The 19,846-nt window shown below is 70.1% G+C and carries 13 protein-coding genes; 3 read left to right on the forward strand and 10 right to left on the reverse strand.

Translation table 11 applies throughout. The features are described from left to right. Positions 1 to 85: 85 nt before the first annotated feature. The 5 genes from ACFYX4_RS25455 to ACFYX4_RS25475 form a co-directional block, all read right to left on the reverse strand. Complete coding sequence (locus ACFYX4_RS25455) at positions 86 to 1,021, reverse strand: anti-sigma factor family protein (protein ID WP_389337693.1); 936 nt, start codon at positions 1,019 to 1,021, stop codon at positions 86 to 88. Next, a complete protein-coding gene (gene sigM, locus ACFYX4_RS25460) occupies positions 1,018 to 1,743 on the reverse strand; it encodes an RNA polymerase sigma factor SigM (RefSeq protein ID WP_389337696.1) in 726 nt (241 codons plus the stop codon). The genes ACFYX4_RS25455 and sigM overlap by 4 nt, the downstream gene beginning before the upstream one ends. Before the next feature lie 26 nt (positions 1,744 to 1,769). After that, complete coding sequence (locus ACFYX4_RS25465) at positions 1,770 to 3,488, reverse strand: serine/threonine protein kinase (RefSeq protein WP_389337700.1); 1,719 nt, start codon at positions 3,486 to 3,488, stop codon at positions 1,770 to 1,772. 137 nt (positions 3,489 to 3,625) lie between these two features. Beyond that, a complete protein-coding gene (murJ, locus tag ACFYX4_RS25470) occupies positions 3,626 to 5,911 on the reverse strand; it encodes a murein biosynthesis integral membrane protein MurJ (protein ID WP_389337703.1) in 2,286 nt (761 codons plus the stop codon). A gap of 44 nt (positions 5,912 to 5,955) precedes the next feature. Then, positions 5,956 to 8,340, reverse strand: a complete 2,385-nt coding sequence (locus ACFYX4_RS25475; RefSeq protein WP_389337706.1) for a DUF6049 family protein — start codon at positions 8,338 to 8,340, stop codon at positions 5,956 to 5,958. A gap of 261 nt (positions 8,341 to 8,601) precedes the next feature. Here ACFYX4_RS25475 and ACFYX4_RS25480 point away from each other — a divergent pair, with 261 nt between their 5' ends. Next, positions 8,602 to 10,068 (forward strand): CCA tRNA nucleotidyltransferase, encoded by a 1,467-nt coding sequence (locus tag ACFYX4_RS25480; RefSeq protein WP_389337709.1) that lies wholly within the window; start codon positions 8,602 to 8,604, stop codon positions 10,066 to 10,068. A gap of 118 nt (positions 10,069 to 10,186) precedes the next feature. Here the strand turns inward: ACFYX4_RS25480 and ACFYX4_RS25485 are convergent, their stop codons facing one another. The 4 genes from ACFYX4_RS25485 to ACFYX4_RS25500 all read right to left on the reverse strand — a co-directional run bounded on the left by ACFYX4_RS25485 (position 10,187) and on the right by ACFYX4_RS25500 (position 13,981). Beyond that, a complete protein-coding gene (locus ACFYX4_RS25485; protein WP_389337712.1) occupies positions 10,187 to 10,684 on the reverse strand; it encodes a hypothetical protein in 498 nt (165 codons plus the stop codon). Between the two features lie 118 nt (positions 10,685 to 10,802). Further along, positions 10,803 to 12,065 (reverse strand): MFS transporter, encoded by a 1,263-nt coding sequence (locus ACFYX4_RS25490; RefSeq protein WP_389337715.1) that lies wholly within the window; start codon positions 12,063 to 12,065, stop codon positions 10,803 to 10,805. A gap of 105 nt (positions 12,066 to 12,170) precedes the next feature. Continuing rightward, positions 12,171 to 13,253 (reverse strand): inositol-3-phosphate synthase, encoded by a 1,083-nt coding sequence (locus tag ACFYX4_RS25495; protein WP_389337718.1) that lies wholly within the window; start codon positions 13,251 to 13,253, stop codon positions 12,171 to 12,173. 44 nt (positions 13,254 to 13,297) lie between these two features. Further along, a complete protein-coding gene (locus tag ACFYX4_RS25500) occupies positions 13,298 to 13,981 on the reverse strand; it encodes a PadR family transcriptional regulator (protein ID WP_389337721.1) in 684 nt (227 codons plus the stop codon). A gap of 386 nt (positions 13,982 to 14,367) precedes the next feature. Here ACFYX4_RS25500 and ACFYX4_RS25505 point away from each other — a divergent pair, with 386 nt between their 5' ends. Together ACFYX4_RS25505 and ACFYX4_RS25510 are read left to right on the forward strand one after the other, a co-directional pair. Further along, positions 14,368 to 17,031 carry a transglycosylase domain-containing protein gene (locus ACFYX4_RS25505; RefSeq protein WP_389337724.1) on the forward strand — a complete coding sequence of 888 codons (2,664 nt, stop codon included), beginning with the start codon at positions 14,368 to 14,370 and terminating at the stop codon, positions 17,029 to 17,031. 130 nt (positions 17,032 to 17,161) lie between these two features. Further along, a complete protein-coding gene (locus ACFYX4_RS25510) occupies positions 17,162 to 18,661 on the forward strand; it encodes a glycosyltransferase family 87 protein (RefSeq protein ID WP_389337727.1) in 1,500 nt (499 codons plus the stop codon). Between the two features lie 109 nt (positions 18,662 to 18,770). On the opposite strand, the gene ACFYX4_RS25515 is transcribed toward ACFYX4_RS25510, so the two are convergent. Further along, complete coding sequence (locus tag ACFYX4_RS25515) at positions 18,771 to 19,802, reverse strand: alanine racemase (protein WP_389337730.1); 1,032 nt, start codon at positions 19,800 to 19,802, stop codon at positions 18,771 to 18,773. Between the last annotated feature and the right edge of the window lie 44 nt (positions 19,803 to 19,846).

The raw sequence follows: 19,846 nt of genomic DNA on the forward strand, positions 1-19,846 counted from the left end.
GGCGTGCATTCCCGGTGTGGCCGGGCACACGGAGGGGACGACCCCGTATGGGACACCACGCAGAACGGAGGCGAAGCCTGTTCGGTCAGGGGCGCGTGTAGGAGTTCTGCAGCAGGACCTCGGCCGTGCCGACCGACGGATCCTTTTGACAGGTCGCGTCCATGAGGTAGGCGTTGACCCGGGTGCCGTCCGAGGTGTCGGGCAGCACGACGAGCAGGGCGTCCTTCCCCTTGTAGGTGCCCTCCTCGATGGCGAGGGCGGAGTCGCTCTGGCCGATGCCCTTCTGCACGCACTCGGGGACCACGGGCTGCTGGAACACCCTCGGGCTGTTGCCGTCGGGCTCTCCCTGGATTCCCACGCTGCTGCGCGGAGACCTGTCGTTCTGGGAGCCGGCGAGGAGATCCGTCACCTGCTGCTCCAGCTTGCCCGCGGAGAAGGTGTCAGCGGCGGTGGTCTTCCGCTCCTGTGCGGTGGTGCCTGGGCCGTCATGTCCCGTGAGTGACGGGACCAGGACCGCGCCGAGCCCGATGGCCGCCGCGAAGGCGGCGCCGAGGACGACGGCCTTGCGGCGGCCGGCCCGCTTGCGCTCCTTGCGTCCCGGTCCGGTGCCGGTGGCGCGGGCGTGGCCGAAGGGGCGGGCGGTCGAGGGCGTTGTTTCACGTGAAACGCGCGGCTGCGCGAGCGCGGCGGTGTCCTGCGCGGCAGTCTCCCTGTCCTGAGCGGGAGTCACCGTGTCCTGTGCGAGAGCCGCCGTGTCCGGCACCGCGGTATTAAGCAGTGCCTCCGCGGCGAGCGCGGCGTCGATGCGGTGGGCGACGTCGTCCGGCATGCGCGAAGGCTTCGGCAGGGTGCCCAGAACGCCGCGGATCTCCTCGAGCGAGGCGTGGACCTCCGTGCACAGCTCGCACGCGTCCAGGTGCCGGCGCAGTTCGGCGCTCCGGGAGGGGGGCAGCAGCCCCTCGGCGAGGTCGGAGATCTCCGCGACGTCCGGGTGCCCGGCCGTGTCCGTCGTCGATGTCACGCTCGCCCACCTCCGCCCTTCACAGCAGCTGAATCGCCGGTCCCGGCGCTGTCAGGACCCTCACCGCGAGGGCCCGCTGCCGGTGGGACGGATGTCCCCTGCGCCCGGTTCCGTCCCGCCTCGTTTTGCCTTCCACCAGCGGGGTTCTCCGGCCGGAGATGGGTGAGGAGCGGCAGGAGCCTGGCTCTGCCGCGGGCACAGCGGCTCTTCACCGTCCCGGTCGGCACGTCGAGCACGCGGGCGGCCTCGGCGACGGGGTAGCCCTGCATGTCCACCAGGACGAGCGCCGCGCGTTGGTCGGGCGGGAGGGTGCCGAGGGCTTCGAGGAGCTGGCGGTGCAGATCGTTGCGCTCGGCTGGGGCGGAGGCCGACTCGTGCGGCTCCAGCAGCTGCTCCAGGCGCTCGGTGTCGTCGACGGGCGAGGTCTTGCGAGAGGCGGCCTTGCGGGCCCGGTCCAGGCAGGCGTTCACGGTGATGCGGTGCAGCCAGGTCGTCACGGCGGACTGGCCGCGGAACGTGTGGGCGGCCCGGTAGGCGGACACCAGGGCGTCCTGGACCGCGTCAGCGGCCTCCTCACGGTCTCCCAGCGTCCGCAGCGCCACGGCCCACAGCCGGTCCCGGTGCCGCCGTACGAGCTCGCCGAAGGCGTCGGGGTCGCCGTCCACGTGGCGGGCGAGGAGGTCCTGATCGCTCGCTGCGTCGAAACCGGCGCCGTCCCCCATCGGACCACCTCCCCCTCCGTGAGATCTCAGCCCGTGAACTTCACATCCGTGACGGCCTGCTTGAATCCGTTGCCGCTGTAGTCGTCCGCCCCCGAGTAGGGCACCTCGGTGATCCAGACGAGAACGTACCGCGTCTGCACCGGCGTTTTGGCGGAGATCTTCAGTTCCTCGCCGGAGGTCGTCGCGTCGGCGATCTTCTTCATGGAGCTGAGGGGAGCGGACGAGGAGAGCGAATCCGCCGCGTACAGCGTGGCCGACGTGCGGTCGCCGCCGTAGTGGAGCCCTATGGCGGCGGTCGACACGCTCTGCTTCGACCCGAGGTCGTACACGAGGCCCACGCCCTCCTTGAAGGGCGCGAGTTTCGGACCGTCGCTGTAGGAGTAGGAGCGCCAGTACGTGGAGCTGTCGCCGTCGTAGGTGAGCTTCGCGTCCTCGGCGTGCTGGGGCTTGCCGTCCGGGTAGTACTCCGCGGCGTCCTTGATGCTGAGCGTCCGGATCGGCTTGGGCGCCGGGCTGTTCTTGTCGCCGCCGTCCGTCGTCTGCGTCTGGTCGGTGTCCTCGGAGTTGTTGCCCTGGTTCATCAGGGCGTCCGCGAGCTGCCAGCTGCCCAGGCCGAGGGCGGCGATGAGCAGAGCGGAGACCGTCCACTTCAGGGCGCTGCCGGTCCGGCCCTGGAGCGGAGGCGGCGGGGCGGCCACCGGCTGGGTGACGCCCGGGTGCGGTGCGGGACGCCCGTAGGTGCCCTGCTGGTACGTCGTGCGCTGGTAGTCCGGCGGCGCGTTGAACGAGGGCTCCGGCGGACGGATGCGGGGCATCTCGCCGATCGCCTTCACCAGCTCCTCCGGCGTGGTGCACGCGGCCTCGTGGCGGGAGGCGGTCGCGCCGTCGTTGACGAAGGCGCGCATGGAGAGCTCGGACAGGCCCCGGTGGACGCCGGCCCGCACCTGGTCGGGTGCGATGAGCCCCACGTCCTTGGGCAGCCCGGACAGACCGTAGGCGTCGTCCTCGTACGGCCAGCGCTGGGTGAGCGCCGCGTACAGCAGGGCGCCGATCGCCTCGGTGTCGGTGCGCTGGGGGCTGTCGGAGGTGACCCCCCGCAGCGCCGCGTTCACGGCGAGGCCGCGGATCCGCCACTGGCCCGTGGAGGTGCGCAGCACCGCGTTGGGGTTCAGCCGCAGATGGGCGAGGCCCTCGCGGTGGGCGGCGGCCATGGCGGAGGCGATCTGGCTGACCATCTGGTAGGCGTCGTGCGGCTCCAGCGGCCCGGAGGCCAGGAGCGTGGTCAGCTCGACGGCGTCGGGCAGCCACTCGTGGACGACGTAGACGACGTCGTTCTCCTCCACCGCGTCCAGCACCTGGACGAAGCGGGGGTCGCCGAGCAGCGCGGAGGAACGGGCCGCCGCCAGGACGGAACGGGCCCGGGTGTGGTCCGCGGGCAGGACGTGGACGCCGACGGCGCGACGGAGCTTCTCGTCGACCGCCCGCCAACTGCTGAAGCCGTCCAGACGGGTGACGCAGTCCTCGAGACGGTAGCGTCTGGCGAGCTTGTGGCCGCTGTGCAGTTCCGGCGGTGAGGCCTTCGCGGGACCTTCCGTCCCTTCGCTCCCCTGTGCCTCGTCGCTGTCCGTGTCCCGCTCCCGGTTCTTGGCCACCCCGTCGGCCGTGGACTGGTCCGCCTGCGCGGTCAGCGGCTCGTCACCGCTGTTGTCTGCCACGTCGACGGCAGCCGTAGTCCGTTCCGCCACCGTCGTTCCTGCCTCCCCATTCATTGCGCGCGTCCGACCTCGTGCGCGCCGTCCGACGCCGAACCCAATTGTGCCCACAGTCCGCCGCTATGCACGACACGCGGCGGCGGACGATGGTTGTGCGCCTACCCCTCGCCTCAGCGACCCAGGCGTCCGCGCACCATGCCGACGAGGGAGTTGAGCTCCTCGATGCGCATGCGGCGCGCGGCGACGAAGAAGACGCCGAGCAGGACGGCCCCGCCGGCCAGCAGCGCGGCGAAGGAGCCCAGGACGCCCTGGCCGAGCGTCTGGATGATCCCATAGCAGGCGGCTCCGCTGAGCAGCGCCGCCGGCACCGAGGCCAGGCTGAGCCGGGTGTACGTGCGCAGCACGCGTCCGCCGTCCAGGTCGCCGCCCAGCCGCTTGCGCAGCCGCCGCCAGGCGATGCCGACGCCGATGACGTAGGCGAGGCCGTAGGAAGCGGCCATGCCGACCACCGCCCAGCGGGCGGGCAGCACCAGGAAGCAGACCGCCGACGCGCTCGCGTTCACCGCGGCGACGATGACCGTGTTGTAGAAGGGCGTGCGGGTGTCTTCGTAGGCGTAGAACGCGCGGAGGACGACGTACTGCACGGAGTACGGGATCAGGCCGATGCCGAAGGCCATCAGCATGTAGCCCATGTTGGTGGCCGCGGCGATGCCCGAGGGACCGAAGATCAGGGTGCACATCGGGACGCCGAGCGCGACGAAGCCGAAGGCGATGGGCACGATCGCGACGGCGGTCGTGCGCAGGCCCTGGGAGATGTCGTCGCGGACGGCGCCTGCGTCGTCCTCCGACGCGGAGCGCGAGATGCGGGGCAGCAGGGCGGCCATCAGGGAGACGGTGATGATGGCCTGCGGGAGGCCCCAGATCAGCTGGGCGTTGGCGTAGGCGCTGAAGCCGGTGCCGTCGATCTTGGTCTCGCTGACCGCGGCGGTGGCGAGCTGGGTGACGACGAGCGCCCCGGCCTGGTTGGCCAGCACGAAGAGGATCGTCCACTTGGCGAGCATGGCGGCCTTGCCCAGGCCGTGGCCCTTCCAGTCGAAGCGCAGCCTGAGCCGGAACCCGGTCTCCCGCAGGTACGGGATCATCGCGAGGGCCTGCACGACGAGTCCGAGCAGGACGCCGACGCCCAGCAGCCGCACCCCCTCCGCGGGGATGGTCTCGACCTTCATCCGGGAGTCGGCCGCGCTGCCGTAGACCCACAGGAACGAGCCGAGCGTCACGATGATGACGATGTTGTTCAGGACCGGGGTCCACATCATCGCGCCGAACCGGCCGCGGGCGTTGAGGATCTGTCCCATCACCACGTGGACGCCCATGAAGAAGATGGAGGGCAGGAAGTAGCGGGTGAAGGTGACCGCGGTCTCGTTGGCGGCGGGGTTCGAGGCCAGTTTCGTCGACAGCGCGCTGACCAGCAGCGGCGCCGCGAACATGGCGAGCGCGGTCAGCGCGGCAAGGGCCACCATGACCAGGGTCAGGAGCCGGTTGGCGTACGCCTCGCCGCCGTCGTCGTCCTCCTTCATGGCGCGGACGAGCTGGGGCACGAAGACCGAGTTGAGACCGCCGCCGACGGTCAAGATGTAGATCATCGTCGGCAGCTGGTAGGCCACCTGGAAGGACTCGCCCAGCAGACCGAGGCCGAGCGCCGACACGATCATCGCGGACCGGACGAAGCCGGTGAGGCGCGAGACCATCGTGCCCGCCGCCATCACCGCGCTGGACTTCAGCAGGCCCGAGGCCCGGCCGCCCTTCTTCGCGGCCGGGGCGGGCGCCGGGGCCGGGGGCGGGGGCGCGGCGGGAGTGGCGGTGAGATTCATGGTCTCGTCGATCGCGGGCGACGGCTCCGCGTGCGCCGGCGGGCGGGGAGCCGCCGGCCCGGGGCCGCCAGGGGCCGCGGTCGGTCCCGGGACGGCCGGAGGATCCGTCAGCGGGCGGACGCCGCCCTGCTGCTGGTCCCGGAAGAGATGCGCGAACGCGTCGGGCTCGTGCCGCTCCTCGCCGGAGTGGGTGACCAGGTCGTCCACCCCCACGAACTGGGTGGTGCGGGGATTGTCGCCGTACGGCAGGTACTGGGTGGGACCCTCCGGCTCGGGCGCCGGGGTCTGCGCCCACACCCGTGGGTCGGGCGCGTACGGGGACTGCTCCGGCTGCCCGTACATCGGCTGCTGCGGCTGGTACGTGCCCGGGGGCGGCGGCGGGTGGGCGGCACGGTCGTAGAGCGCCTCGACGACCGGATCCTGCGCGGTGAGGTCCTGGCCGCGGTAGGGGTCCTGGTCGTAGGCGTCCTGGAGGTACATGTCCGCGGGGTGCTGCGGCGGCACCTGGCCGTCGGGCGGCGGGCCCTCGGGGTGACCCGAGCTGCCCGCGGCCTGGCCGCGGTCACCGTCGTACGGCGCGTTCATGGTTACCCCACCTCATCGTCCCGGGCCGACCGGCCACGACATCCTCAACGGTCCACTCTCTCACCCGTCCCGGACGGGCCGGTGCTTTCCGCTGCGGTGTCCAGCGTCTCGTCACTCGGCTGCACCGGGGCGTCCGCCCCGGCCTCCGCACCCGGCTCCTCGGCCGGCCGGCCCTCCGGAACGGCCGCGATCGCGGCGTCCTCGGGGGCCTCCGCCCCGTCGCGGGCGTCCTCCTCGGCCTCCCGGGCCGCGGCGCGCTTGCGCTGGGTGTACATGCGGAAGCCGGCCAGCACGAGCAGCAGCACACCGCCGCCGATGACCAGCATGGCAGCCGCCGTGATCTCGGTGACCTTCACGTCGAACCTGACCGGGGCGCCGTACTGGCGGCCGTCCTCCGTGTAGAGCTGGGCGACCACCGACGTCTGGCCGTTCACGTTGGCTGACGTGGTGAACTTCACCGTCGTGCTGTGCCCGCCGGAGACCTCGATGAGCTGCTCGGAGTAGTCGTCGCCGCCGATCTCCAGACGCGTCGGGTTCGTCGACGTGAGGCGCAGCACCAGGCGGTCGACGCCCTGCACCAGGTTGTTCTGCACGGTCACGGGGATGGTGGCGCTGCGCCCCGAGAGCTTGGTCTCCGACTTCTCGATCAGCTTGACCTGGCTGGTGAGCGTGGTCAGGTAGGTCTGCACGTCCTGGCGGAAGGTGCGCGCCGCGGTGACCCGGCCCCGCCATGACGTGGCCATCTCACGGTTGATCGCCCGCCCGAAGGGAGTGACCACCCGGGACTCGTCGGTGAGGATCAGCTCGAAGTTGTCGAGCTTGGCCTGGGTGGCCGCCATCCGCTCGAAGGCGGAGCGGGGCAGCTCCTGCTTACGCAGCGCGGCGGAGTACTTCGACTGCGCCGGCACCTTGGTGGCGGCCGCGGGGTCGGGCTTGGCCGAGGCCGCCGCGGTGAGCTGCTGGGGCTGCGACCAGGTGCCGTTCTGGAGCGCCGTGACCGCCTCCGCCATCGCCTGGGCCTGGCTCGCGGTCGGCATGCGCGGCGGGGCGACGACGATGCTGCGCTGTCTGCCCGTCTGGAGGTTCAGCGCCAGGCTCTGCGCGAGGAACTTCTGCACGGCCAGCGTGGACGTGGAGGCCCTCGTCAGGTCGCCGGTGAACGCCGTCGACAGCTCCGCGTCCGCGACGACCGCCGTGGTGCCGCCGCCGATGGGCCGGGCCGCGGAGGGGGTGTACGTCAGTCCGGTCTCCCGGAGACTGTCGCTGCGGGTGATCACCTTGTCCGCGCCGGCGGAGGTGGCGACCTTCACGATCGACGGGTCGACGGCGCCTTCCGTCGGCCAGGCGAAGTCGGTGCTCGGGGTCACGTGGAGCACCGTCTCCACCGTGGTGGCGGCGACGTCGGTGGCCGCCTTGAGCTGGTTCAGCGAGCCGGTGACGCCCGTGCCGTTGTGCGCGAGGGAGGCGAGGTCGGGATCGCCGAAGGGCAGGGCGACGACCTCCTTGCCCCGCACCGCGTCCTGGAGCTCGGCGAGCCACCGCTTGGCGACCGCCTGGTGGGCGCCGGCCGTGGGGGTGTCGAGGTCGCTGCGGACGGTGTAGCGGTCGGCCATCGCGTCGACGGACGCCAGCAGGTCCGGGTCGATCACCCAGGTGACGTCCAGGGATCTGCCCAGGGTCACGAGCTGGTCGAGGCGACCGCCCGGAGAGATCTCCTTGGCGAGGTCGTCGTCGAGGAAGACCGGCGTCTGCTGCTCGTCGGAACCGGTCTCCGCCGTCATGTGGACGGTGGAGAGCAGCGGCCACAGCACGGTCGTCCGGGTCGCCGTGGCCGCCGCGTCCGGGTGCCAGGGCAGGAAGGTGCGCTGGACGCCCAGCGTCTGCTCCCAGAGCCTCGCGGACGTCTGACCCGAGAGGGAGACGTTCAGGGGGTAGACCCCGTCGTCCTTGAGCTTGAGCGCGTCGACCGGCACGGAGATGCTGAACGACTGGGCGATGCCGGGGGTGAGCTGGGCGAACTTGGCCACGTACTTGCCGCCCACCTCGGTTCCGGCGCCGGCGCCCGCGAGGTCGTCGGCGCGGTCGGCGGTGGTGGCGACGGCTGACCGGGTCGCCAGCGGGGCTCCCACCCGCAGGTCCACCTGGGCTCCGGTGACCGTCTGCTTGCCGTTGTTGGTCACGGTGCCGGACACGGTCAGCGTGTCGCCGGCGGTGGGGGCGCTGGGTGTGAGGGAGTCCACGGCGACGGCCACCGAGCCCGCGCCGGTGGCGGCCTTGACGGAGTCCTGGACGGCGGCGTGCGCGACGGGGGCGGGCAGCTGGAGCAGACCGGCCAGCAGAGGCGCCGCCGCGAGCAGCGCTCCGGCGCGCCGCAGCCAGCGGCGGGCAGGTGAGGGGGTCGTCCCCGGGAAGTCTGCCGCCTCGGCCACGTGCTCGTCCGTCCCTCGTCGTCAGTGGTCGTCAGTGGTCGTCGGAAAGTGCGTCCACGCATGGTAACGATGCGCGCTGAGGGGAAGTGCCGCGGACCGCTCCACAAGATCGGGAAGAACCGACGACTGTCCGCTGCGCCTACGTATATAGAGGGGTGGGAGTGTACGTCGTGAAAGCTGATCTTGCGCCGGTCCGGGGGAGTTGTCCCCCACCATAATCAGGGCGCCCGGGGGCCGCGGGGCCACGTACCCTCTTCTGTTGTGCCGAACGCCAACGAAGACAACCTCAGCGCCCTGAACCAGGTGCAGCACCGCGCGGTCGACGAACTGCTGCGGGTCGCCCCGGTCGCCGACGACCTCGCCCGCCGCTTCCAGGAGGCCGGCTTCTCCCTCGCCCTGGTCGGCGGCTCGGTCCGGGACGCGCTGCTGGGCCGGCTCGGCAACGACCTCGACTTCACGACGGATGCCCGCCCCGAGGACGTCCTGAAGATCGTCCGGCCCTGGGCGGACGCCGTCTGGGAGGTCGGGATCGCCTTCGGCACCGTCGGGGCGCAGAAGAACGCCCGGGTCGGAGACGCCGACCGGACCTTCCAGATCGAGGTCACCACCTACCGGTCGGAGGCTTACGACCGCACCTCCCGCAAGCCCGAGGTGTCGTACGGGGACTCCATCGAGGAGGACCTGGTCCGGCGGGACTTCACCGTGAACGCGATGGCCCTGGCGCTCCCCGAGAAGGAGTTCGTCGATCCGCACGGCGGCCTCGACGACCTCGCGGCGCAGGTGCTGCGCACGCCGGGCACTCCCGAGGCGTCCTTCTCGGACGACCCCCTGCGCATGATGCGTGCCGCCCGCTTCGCCGCCCAGCTCGACTTCGAGGTCGCCCCCGAGGTGATCACGGCGATGAACGAGATGTCCGACCGCCTGGAGATCGTCTCCGCCGAGCGGATCCGGGACGAGCTGAACAAGCTGATCCTGTCCGCGCACCCGCGCAAGGGACTGGCGCTGCTGGCCGAGACCGGGCTCGCCGAGCACGTCCTGCCGGAGCTCCCCGCCCTGCGGCTGGAGAGCGACGAGCACCACCGGCACAAGGACGTGTACGAGCACACGCTGATCGTGCTGGAACAAGCGATCGCGCTGGAGGAGAACGGCCCCGACCTCACCCTCCGGCTGGCCGCGCTGCTGCACGACATCGGCAAGCCGCGCACCCGTCGCTTCGAGAAGGACGGCCGGGTCTCGTTCCACCACCACGAGGTGGTCGGGGCGAAGATGACGAAGAAGCGTATGACCGCGTTGAAGTACTCCAACGAGCTGGTGAAGGACGTCTCACGTCTGGTCGAACTCCACCTCCGCTTCCACGGGTACGGCACCGGGGAGTGGACGGACTCCGCGGTCCGCCGCTATGTGCGGGACGCGGGTCCGCTCCTCGACCGTCTGCACAAGCTGACCCGCTCGGACTGCACCACGCGCAACAAGCGCAAGGCGGCGGCGCTCTCGCGTGCGTACGACGGGCTGGAGGAGCGGATCGCCCAGCTTCAGGAGCAGGAGGAGCTGGACGCGATCCGTCCGGACCTCGACGGCAACCAGATCATGGAGATCCTGGGCGTCGGACCTGGCCCCGCCATCGGCAAGGCCTACAAGTTCCTGCTGGAGATGCGGCTGGAGAACGGGCCCATGGAGCACGACGCGGCGGTGACGGCACTCAAGGAGTGGTGGGCCGAGCAGAGCTGAGTCTGTGGAACGGGTCATGTTTCACGTGAAACATGACCCGTTCCACAGACCGAAGGGGCGGTGTTTCACGTGAAACACCGCCCCTTCCCGCTTCTGTGCACGCTTCTGTGCTGCGGCCTTACTTCGTTTCCTTCAGGCAGAGCACCACGTCATGACCGCCACCGGACTGGATGTAGGAGACCGTCCACTCCTTGGTGACGGCCTCGCACTTGGTGTCGTTGCTCGTGCCGTCGAACTTCTCGACGACCGTGAACTCCGCGTTGGCGGAGCCGCAGTCGACCTCGTTGAGGTCGGGCGAGGTCTCGCTGCCCTCGTTGTGCAGGCAGGCGCCGACCGAGGTCGTCTCCGCGTCCGTCGAGGTCGCCCACCAGCCGATGCCGGCCTTGACGACACCGATGAGGATGGCGATGGCTATCACGACGAGGATGCGCTTCACCTTCTTGCCCACCTGCCGCTGCGGCGCCGGCGGGGGCACCGGGGCGCCCTGGTGGGGGAAGGGAGCGTAGGGAGCGGGCGTGCCCTGGGTGGGGACTCCCGGCAGGCCGGGCTGCTGCGCCGTGGGGTCAGCGGGCGTCTGGGCGTACGGGTTCTGGCCCTGGGGCGGCGGCGTGGTCATGGTGGGTAGTCCCCCCTGGAACTGGGCGCGCTTGGCGCAAAGTAAGACCCACGTAAGTTACCGGGCCCCCGGTGGCACTTTGCTTTTCCTAGAGCACTCTGTGGCGTTGATGTGACCCTTATGCACGAGCAAAGCGGGCCATAGCCACAGCAACCGCTCCGTAGATCACGGCCACCGTGACCACCAGGGCCGCCGAGCGCCCGTCCGGCGGCAGCATCAGCGCGGCCAGCCCGGCCGCGCCCACGAAGGCGACGTTGAACAGCACGTCGTAAACGGAGAAGATCCGGCCACGGAAGCCGTCGTCGACCGAGGACTGCACGATCGTGTCCGTGGCGATCTTCGCGCCCTGGGTGGTCAGGCCCAGGAAGAACGTCGCGGCCAGCAGGGGGACGGTGGCGAACGGGAGGCCCAGGGCTGGCTCCAGCACCGCGGCGGCTCCCGCGCACACGACGATCCAGCCACCCGGCCCGAGCCGTCCCGCCGCCCCCGGCGTCACCACGGCCGCGGCGAAGAAGCCGGCGCCGGAGACGCCCAAAGCCAGCCCCAGCAGGGCGAGACCGTCGTCGGTGTCGGAGGTCAGGGCGTACCGGCACAGCATCAGCAGCATGACCAGCAGGGCGCCGTAGCAGAAGCGCATCAGCGTCATCGCGGCGAGCGCCGACGCGGCCTCCCGGCGCGACGGCTCGGCGAGATGCCGTACGCCCGCCACCAGGTCGCGGACCGTCCCGGCGAGCGCTGCCGAGAACCGCGGCTGCACCGACGCGGCATCGGGACCGAGCAGGTCCCGGGCCATGCGCAGCGAGGCGAGCGCCCCGCACAGATACAGGGCGGCGCCGAGCAGGACGACGGCCGCGTCGGAGTCCGCTGCCGCCAGCCGGACGACGAAGGCGAGACCGCCGCCGGCCGTCGCCGCCAGGGTTCCGGCCGTCGGGGAGAGGGAGTTGGCCATCATCAGGCGCTCGCCGTCGACGACCCGGGGCAGGGACGCGGAGAGACCGGCGAGGACGAAGCGGTTGACCGCGGTGACGCACAGCGCGGAGACGTAGAAGAGCCAGTCGGGGACCGGCGTGATCATCAGGACCGCGGTCGCCGACGCCAGCAGGGCACGCAGCAGGTTGCCGTAGAGGAAGACCTGCCGGCGGCGCCAGCGGTCCAGCAGGACGCCGGCGAAAGGACCCACCAGGGAGTAGGGCAGCAGCAGCACGGCCATCGCCGAGGCGATCGCCGCGGCCGAGGTCTGCTTCTCCGGCGAGAAGACGACGTAGGTGGCCAGCGCGACCTGGTAGACGCCGTCGGCGCACTGCGAGAGCAGCCGCACGGCGAGCAGACGCCGGAAGTTGCCGAACCGCAGCAGGACGCGCAGATCACGGACGACAGGCATGGGGCACAGCCTCACATACGAAGAGGGTCCCCGGGCCTGCGACCCGGGGACCCTCTTCGGCCCTGGCAGGAGCGACTCAGCGAGCTGGTGCGCGCAGCGGTCCGGCTAGCGCTCGACCTCGCCCTTGATGAACTTCTCGACGTTCGTGCGGGCCTCGTCGTCGAAGTACTGGACCGGCGGGGACTTCATGAAGTAGCTCGACGCGGAGAGGATCGGGCCGCCGATGCCGCGGTCCTTGGCGATCTTCGCGGCGCGCAGGGCGTCGATGATGACGCCGGCCGAGTTCGGGGAGTCCCAGACCTCGAGCTTGTACTCCAGGTTCAGCGGGACGTCGCCGAAGGCGCGGCCTTCCAGGCGGACGTACGCCCACTTGCGGTCGTCGAGCCAGGCCACGTAGTCGGACGGGCCGATGTGGACGTTCTTCTCGCCGAGCTCGCGGTCGGGGATCTGCGAGGTGACGGCCTGGGTCTTGGAGATCTTCTTGGACTCGAGGCGGTCGCGCTCGAGCATGTTCTTGAAGTCCATGTTGCCGCCGACGTTCAGCTGCATCGTGCGGTCCAGGACGACGCCCCGGTCCTCGAACAGCTTCGCCATGACGCGGTGCGTGATGGTGGCGCCGACCTGGGACTTGATGTCGTCGCCGACGATCGGGACGCCCGCCTCGGTGAACTTGTCCGCCCACTCCTTGGTGCCGGCGATGAAGACCGGGAGGGCGTTGACGAAGGCGACCTTGGCGTCGATGGCGCACTGGGCGTAGTACTTCGCCGCGTCCTCGGAGCCGACGGGCAGGTAGCAGACGAGGACGTCGACCTGCTTGTCCTTGAGGACCTGGACGATGTCGGCCGGCTCCTCGGCGGACTCCTCGATGGTCTCCCGGTAGTACTTGCCGAGACCGTCGAGGGTGTGGCCGCGCTGCACGGTGACACCGGTGGTGGGCACGTCGCAGATCTTGATGGTGTTGTTCTCGGAGGCGCCGATGGCGTCCGAGAGGTCCAGGCCGACCTTCTTGGCGTCCACGTCGAACGCGGCGACGAACTCGACGTCGCGGACGTGGTAGTCGCCGAACTGGACGTGCATCAGGCCCGGGACCTTGGACGCCGGGTCGGCGTCCTTGTAGTACTCCACGCCCTGCACCAGCGACGCGGCGCAGTTGCCCACGCCGACGATGGCTACGCGAACCGAACCCATTCCGGTTGCTCCCTGTGTGTACGAGTGAGGCCCTGACCGGGCGCTCACGTGGCGGTGTCGTCGGGCGTATCCGTCCGGGGGGTCTCCCCGGCACGGGGCAGGCCGCCCGGCGCTCCAGATGTGGTGTCCTGCTGAGCGGACTCCCCGGAAGCGGAACCTCTCAGGTCCCGTCCGGCCCGCTCGCTCTCGATGAGCTCGTTCAGCCAGCGCACTTCGCGCTCCACGGACTCCATCCCGTGGCGCTGGAGCTCGAGCGTGTAGTCGTCGAGGCGCTCCCGGGTGCGCGCCAGGGAGGCGCGCATCTTCTCCAGACGCTCCTCCAGGCGGCTGCGGCGGCCCTCCAGGACGCGCATGCGCACATCGCGGGAGGTCTGCCCGAAGAAGGCGAAGCGAGCGGCGAAGTGCTCGTCCTCGTACGCGTCGGGCCCCGTCTGGGAGAGCAGCTCCTCGAAGTGTTCCTTACCTTCCGCCGTCAGCCGGTAGACGATCTTGGCACGGCGGCCGGTGAGGGAGGCGGCGAGGGCGTCCTCCGGCGTGCTTCCCGCCTCTTCGATCAACCAGCCGTTGGCGACCAGCGTCTTGAGGCAGGGATACAGCGTTCCGTAACTGAACGCACGGAACACCCCCAGCGATGTATTGAGTCGTTTGCGCAGCTCATAGCCGTGCATCGGGGATTCGCGGAGGAGACCGAGGACGGCGAACTCAAGGATCCCGGAACGCCGGCTCATGGGTCGCCTCCCCTCTGCCCCGACCCGCTGTGGCGGGTTCCCCGGACGGTTTTATGTCGCGCTGATGTATCGACTCGATACATCACGACGATAGAGCGGCCTCCGAGATGCGACAAGAGGGGAGATCGTGAACGGGGTCACATCACGGATTAGTTGAGGGCAAGTTGTCGGGTTTGGGGTGAACTTCGGGGCTAGGCAGGTTTTGGCGGTGCGTAGTCTGTGCGCCATGCACATCACCGGGACCCGCGTGACGCCGGGGGGCGTCGAGGTCTCCGGTGCCGTACGGATGAATGAGCGAGCGACCGCGTCCGTACTTCGGGGGGACAGGGAACCAGCCGCCGTTTCCAGGCGCGCACGGATGCGCCTGCCCGAGGAGTAATCGTTCGATGAGCGAGCACCGTCGCAAACCGCCGCAGCCGCAGGAGGGCGGACGTGCCGCGGCCCGACGCGGCCAGCCCGGCTCGCCCTCCGGCCGCCGAGCGGCACCGCGAGGCGCCACCGGGTCTCCTTCCGACTCCAACGGGTCGGGCTTCTACGGGTTGGGAGGCGAAGGGGCGTCCAGCGGCCGGGCCGAGGCCCGTCGCGCGGCCCAGAGAAGCGCGGGTGGCCGCCGGAGAGCAGCCGAACCCGTGGGGGGCCGCCGCGGCGGCCCGTCCGGGCCGCCGCCCGGCAAGCGCCTGATCGACTATCCACGGTGGGGCAAGGACGGCTGGCGCCGCTGGACGCCGTCCTGGAAGCTCGTCACCGGTCTGTTCGTCGCCTTCTTCGGCAGTCTGGTGGCCGCCGCGGGCATCGGGTACGCCATGGTGTCCGTCCCGGACGTCGACAAGACGGCGGAGGCGCAGAACAACGTCTACTACTGGGCGGACGGCAGCCAGATGGTCGCCACCGGTGGTGAGACGAACCGGCAGATCGTCGACCTCTCGCAGATCCCCGAGGCGATGCGCTGGGCGGTGATCTCGCAGGAGAACAAGACCTTCTACGATGACAACGGCATCGACCCCAAGGGCATCGCCCGAGCCGTGTTCAACATGGCGCGGGGCGGCCAGACGCAGGGTGGCTCGACCATCACCCAGCAGTACGTCAAGAACGCCATGCTGAACGACCAGTCCCAGACGGTCTCCCGGAAGGTCAAGGAGATCTTCGTCGCCGTCAAGGTGGGGGCGGAGGTCGACAAGGACAAGATCATGGCCGGCTACCTGAACTCCGCGTACTACGGGCGCGGCGCTTACGGGATCCAGGCCGCAGCCCGCGCGTACTTCAACAAGCCGGCACTCGAGCTCAATCCGGGCGAGTGCGCCTTCCTGGCCGCCATGCTGAAGGGCGCCACGTACTACGACCCCGCGGGCGCGAGGTCGATCGACCCGGCCGCCACGGCCGAGGCGAACGCCAGGCGGGCGCTCAACCAGATGCAGGACACCCTCGACAAGATGGTCGAGTACAAGCACCTGGACCTCACCGAGCGGGTCAAGCACTCCCAGCTCCCGAAGTGGCAGAACCCGCGGTCGAACACCGCGCTGAGCGGACAGATCGGCTACCTCGTCGACCTCGCGAACAGCTACGTGGTCACCCACAGCGAGGAAACCGGGATCACGCAGGATGATCTGCAGCGGGGTGGCTACTCGATCCGCACGACCTTCGACAAGAGCAAGGTCAAGGAACTCGAGGCGGCCGTCACGAAGGTCCAGAAGGCCAACATCAAGCCGGAGCAGCGCCCGGAGACGGATACGCACGTCCAGTTCGGCGGGGCCTCCGTCAACCCGACGAGCGGTGCCATCGAGGCGATCTACGGCGGTGCGGACGCCACCAAGCACTTCACCAACAACTCCGACCAGACCGGCGCCCAGGTCGGTTCGACGTTCAAGCCGTTCGTGCTCGCGGCCGCGATGACCTGGGGCGTCCGCGACCCCGATCTGGGGTCGTCGCAGGCTCAGGACGAGCGCACGGTCGTCTCCCCCAAGAGCCTGTTCAGCGGTGAGAACAAGCTCAAGATCCGTGAGTACGACGGGTCGGTCTGGAAGAACGAGAAGGGCCAGGAGTGGCTCCAGACCAATGACGGTCAGGCCTCCTACGGCACCCCACCCAAGTTCAAGATCGACCTGCGCGAGGCCATGCGCGAGTCGGTGAACTCCGCCTTCGTGCAGCTGGGCATGGACGTCGGCCTGGACAAGGTGCGGGAGGCGGCCCTCAACGCCGGCCTGAAGAAGGGCAGCCTCACGGGCTCCGGCTTCCCGTCGTTCTCGATCGGCATCTCCGACCCGAGCGCGATCCGCATGGCCGGCGCCTACGCCACCTTCGCGGCCAGCGGCAAGCAGCGGGAGCCCTACTCCGTGGATCAGGTCTCCAGCAAGGAGGGCGTGATCTACAAGCACAAGACCGTGACGAACCAGGCGTTCACCGCGAAGGTCGCCGACAACGTCACGGACATCCTGAAGACCGTCGTCGAGGACGGGACCGGCACCGCCGCCCAGCTCCGCGGCCGTGAGGTGGCAGGCAAGACCGGCACCACCGACGGCAACAAGTCGGCCTGGTTCGTCGGCTACACGCCGCAGCTCGCCACCGCGATCACCATGTTCCGGATGGACGACGACGAGACGAACAAGAACCGCAGCTTCCTGGAGATGTTCGGAACGGGCGGCCAGAAGAAGATCCACGGCGCCTCGTTCCCGGCGGAGATCTGGCACGACTACATGGCCGAGGCCATGGACGGCCTGCCGTCGAAGGACTTCCCGACTCCGGAGGACATCGGTGAGGTCCTCAACGAGGACCCGGAGCCGTCTCCCAGCCCCTCGGTCAGCGAGACCGAGGAAGAGGAGGAGTCGCCGTCGCCGTCTCCGAGTCCCAGCAAGTCGGAGGTCAAGCCCTCGCCCTCACCGAGTGACACATGCACCAGCTTCTTCGGCTGTGACGACGAATCGGGTGGGTCGGACAACGGAGGCGCGGACGGCGGCTCAGGCGAGACCAGTCCGTCGCCCAGCCCCTCGGAGTCCGAAGGCAGCGTGAGAGGCAACGACAGTGGAGGCTTCTTCGGAGGCGGCCAGAACGGTTAGTCGCCTATTGCCCCGTAAGGGCGTTTCACGTGAAACATGTCCGTGTTTCACGTGAAACGAGGGCCGCCCCACCCGACCAGGTGGGGCGGCCCTCGGCGTTTTCCTAGGTGCGTACGGCAGGATGTGGCCCATGCCCAGTGCAGAATCGACGCCAGCGCGCGTGCACGAGCCGGAGCCGGTACGGCCCACCAAGGACGACGAGATCGCTGCGGCCGGCAGCGAACTGATCGGCGGCCCTCTGGGACGGCGAGCCCTGACCGGGACCTCCTGGCTGACTCCCGTACGGGTCATCGCGCTCGTGGCGATCGGGATGTTCGCCCTCGGCCTGGTCCAGAAGGCTCCCTGCTACAACGGCGGCTGGTTCTACGGGGCCAGCTCGCAGTACACGCAGGCCTGCTATTCGGACATCCCGCACCTCTACCAGGGGCGCGGTTTCGCCGACGGGCTCGTGCCGTACTTCGACAAGCTCCCCGGCGACATGGCGTACCTCGAGTACCCGGTGCTCACGGGTGTCTTCATGGAGGTGGCCAGCTGGCTGACGCCGGGCAGCGGCAGCATCCAGCACCAGGAGCAGTGGTACTGGATGGTCAACGCCGGGATGCTGATGGCGTGCGCGGCGGTCATCGCCGTGTGCGTGACCCGTACGCACACCCGGCGCCCCTGGGACGGTCTGCTGGTCGCCCTGGCGCCCGCCTTCGCCCTGACCGCCACGATCAACTGGGACCTGCTGGCGGTCGCTCTGACGGCCGCGGCGATGCTGATGTGGTCCCGGAGCCGTCCCCTCGCCTTCGGCGTCCTCCTGGGGCTCGCCACGGCCGCCAAGCTCTATCCCGTCTTCCTGCTGGGACCGCTGCTGGTCCTGTGCTGGCGCGCGGGGAAGTGGCGGGAGTACGTCACCGCCGTCGGTGGCGCGCTCGTCGCCTGGCTCGTGGTGAACCTGCCGGTGATGCTCTTCGCCTTCGAGGGCTGGTCGAAGTTCTACACGTTCAGCCAGGAGCGCGGCGTCGACTTCGGCTCCTTCTGGCTGATCCTGGCCCAGAACTCCGACGACCCCCTCACCACCGACAGCGTCAACACGCTGGCCACCGGCCTGGTCCTGGTGTCCGCGATCGGCATCGCGGGACTCACGCTGACCGCCCCGCGCCGACCCCGCTTCGCCCAGCTCGCCTTCCTGATGGTCGCGGCCTTCATCCTCACCAACAAGGTCTACTCGCCGCAGTACGTCCTGTGGCTGGTGCCGCTGGCCGCCCTGGCCCGGCCCAAGTGGCGGGACTTCCTGATCTGGCAGGCGGCCGAGGTCATGTACTTCCTGGGGATCTGGATGTACCTCGCGTACACGACCAGCGGAGACGCCCACAAGGGACTGCCGACCGACGGCTACCACTGGGCCGTCGGCGTGCACCTGCTGGGCACCCTCTACCTGTGCGTCATGGTGGTGCGGGACATCCTGGTGCCGGAGCGGGACGTGGTCCGGCAGACCGGCGAGGACGATCCCTCGGGCGGTGTGCTCGACGGGGCGGAGGACGTCTTCGTCTTCGGCTCAGCGGCCCGTCCGTCCCGGCCCGCGGCCCACTTCGACCGCCCCGCGGTGGAGTGGGGCAAGCAGGAGGCGGCCGACAGTTCGCCCTGAGCGAACACGGCGCTGCCCGAGCGGACGAGAGGCCGCTCGGCGGGAGACCACAGACGAAAGGCCGTACACGGAAGTTCCGTGTACGGCCTTCGTGGTCCCCGCGCTGTGCTCAGCGGTCCAGGATCCGGTCGAACTGTGTGGTGGTGTGCCGCAGATGGGCCACGAGCTCGTCGCCGACCTGGGGCTCCGGGGCGTCCGACGGGACGAACAGGATCGACACCTGCATGTGCGGCGGCTCGGCGAACCAGCGCTGCTTGCCGCCCCAGACGAACGGCGAGAGGTTCCGGTTCACCGTGGCGAGGCCGGCCCGGGCGACGCCCTTGGCGCGCGGCATGACGCCGTGCAGGGCCTTGGGAGCCTCCAGGCCCACCCCGTGCGACGTGCCGCCCGCCACGACCACCAGGAAGCCGTCGGAGGCGGCCTTCTGCTGGCGGTAGCCGAACCGGTCGCCCTTGGCGACACGGGTGACGTCCAGGACTGCCCCGCGGTACTCGGTGGCCTCGTGGTCCCCCAGCCACAGCCGCGTGCCGATGCGGGCGCGGAACCGGGTCTGCGGGAACTGCTGCTGCAACCGGGCGAGTTCCTCGGCCTTGAGGTGGCTCACGAACATCGTGTGCAGCGGCAGCCGGGCCGCGCGCAGCCGGTCCATCCAGCCGATGACCTCCTCGACGGCGTCGGAGCCGTCGGTGCGGTCCAGCGGCAGGTGGATCGCGAACCCTTCGAGGCGGACGTTCTCTATGGCGGCGTGCAGCTGCGGCAGGTCCTGCTCGCTGATGCCGTGCCGCTTCATCGAGGACATCACCTCGATGACCACGCGAGCGCCCACGAGCCCGTACACGCCGTCGACCGACGACACCGAGCGCACGACCCGGTCGGGCAGCGGGACGGGCTCCTCGCCTCGCCGGTAGGGCGTCAGTACCAGCAGGTCACCGCTGAAGAAGTCCTTGATCCGCGCGGCCTCGTACGTGGTGCCGACGGCGAGGACGTCGGAGCCCAGCCGCGTGGCCTCCTCCGCCAGCCGCTCGTGGCCGAATCCGTAGCCGTTGCCCTTGCAGACCGGGACGAGTCCCGGGAACTGCTCCTGCACGTGCTTGTGATGCGCCCGCCAGCGCGCGGTGTCGACGTAAAGCGTGAGCGCCATGGCCGGACCCGGAACCTTTCTCGTGGCTGGGGAGTGTCGGGAGT

It is taken from the genome of Streptomyces sp. NPDC002328 (genome assembly GCF_042890065.1).
Taxonomy (GTDB): domain Bacteria; phylum Actinomycetota; class Actinomycetes; order Streptomycetales; family Streptomycetaceae; genus Streptomyces.

Bases quoted from the DNA above. Each gene is read 5' to 3' on its own strand.
- sigM (WP_389337696.1), bottom strand. From the start codon at position 1,743: ATGGGGGACGGCGCCGGTTTCGACGCAGCGAGCGATCAGGACCTCCTC.
- murJ (WP_389337703.1), bottom strand. From the start codon at position 5,911: ATGAACGCGCCGTACGACGGTGACCGCGGCCAGGCCGCGGGCAGCTCG.
- ACFYX4_RS25485 (WP_389337712.1), bottom strand. From the start codon at position 10,684: ATGACCACGCCGCCGCCCCAGGGCCAGAACCCGTACGCCCAGACGCCC.
- ACFYX4_RS25490 (WP_389337715.1), bottom strand. From the start codon at position 12,065: ATGCCTGTCGTCCGTGATCTGCGCGTCCTGCTGCGGTTCGGCAACTTC.
- ACFYX4_RS25495 (WP_389337718.1), bottom strand. From the start codon at position 13,253: ATGGGTTCGGTTCGCGTAGCCATCGTCGGCGTGGGCAACTGCGCCGCG.
- ACFYX4_RS25500 (WP_389337721.1), bottom strand. From the start codon at position 13,981: ATGAGCCGGCGTTCCGGGATCCTTGAGTTCGCCGTCCTCGGTCTCCTC.
- ACFYX4_RS25505 (WP_389337724.1), top strand. From the start codon at position 14,368: ATGAGCGAGCACCGTCGCAAACCGCCGCAGCCGCAGGAGGGCGGACGT.
- ACFYX4_RS25510 (WP_389337727.1), top strand. From the start codon at position 17,162: ATGCCCAGTGCAGAATCGACGCCAGCGCGCGTGCACGAGCCGGAGCCG.
- ACFYX4_RS25515 (WP_389337730.1), bottom strand. From the start codon at position 19,802: ATGGCGCTCACGCTTTACGTCGACACCGCGCGCTGGCGGGCGCATCAC.